The organism is Oceanobacillus luteolus (genome assembly GCF_042678205.1).
Classification (GTDB): Bacteria; Bacillota; Bacilli; order Bacillales; family Amphibacillaceae; genus Oceanobacillus; species Oceanobacillus luteolus.
This window is the reverse complement of record NZ_JBHUDE010000060.1, coordinates 1-724: the sequence shown is the minus strand read 5'-3', so window position 1 is coordinate 724 and position 724 is coordinate 1. Positions and strand designations below refer to the sequence as shown.

The 724-nt window shown below is 37.2% G+C and carries 1 protein-coding gene; it reads right to left on the bottom strand.

The window, feature by feature from the left end; translation table 11 throughout:
* Window positions 1-423: 423 nt before the first annotated feature.
* A partial coding sequence (locus ACFSBH_RS12105) for a transposase (protein WP_379597733.1) occupies window positions 424-724 on the bottom strand: 301 nt, incomplete at its 5' end.

Sequence of the window (724 nt, the reverse complement as noted above, 5' to 3'; positions counted from 1 at the left end):
CTCCCTCATTATAGTAAGTGAAATCTCCCGATTTCTTTCATTTTCTTAGATTTTCATACCAGTTTGATTATAGTAATTTATTATTTTGTGGTTGATGTTACCTATTGAGGTAAATTTTGGACCAAGAGAGCAAAAAAGACTCACATTCAACTAGACCATTTATAGGTAATAATTGGTAAATGAGTTAAAGTATGATCGCACAAGTAGATCTCCACACGTCTCATGGAGGTCAACCCTCCCATGTCTCACAGAGTCTTCGCTCTAAAATTCCTTCGTCCAACCTTACCATGAGGTGGATGTCAGTCATGCTGCCCCACAGGGTCCATGCCCGAAGTTTAGTTGCTTTGCTGACTAATCCGTGCTTCAGTTTTTATAAACACTAAATACTAAAATCAAGCTTGTAATCTCCTAAAAAATTGCTTCCTAAGCGGCTTTTTTCACTAACTCTAAATCTCGCATATGAGGAATATCCTGCAACATTTTCTCTTCACTAAATTCAAATTGCTTTTTCCCTATCGCAAAGAGTATGCGAATCAATTTATTACACAAAGCAATAAGGGATTGCATCTTCTTCAACGGATTCTCAGGTCGTTGCGTATAATAAGCATGCAAAGCTTTAAATGCGGTGTTTTTTGCAACTAGTATCATACAAACTCTAAACAAAAGGGCACGCAGTTTTTTCCTACCTCTTTTAGTAATGGTAGTTCTTCCCTTATGCTTTCCT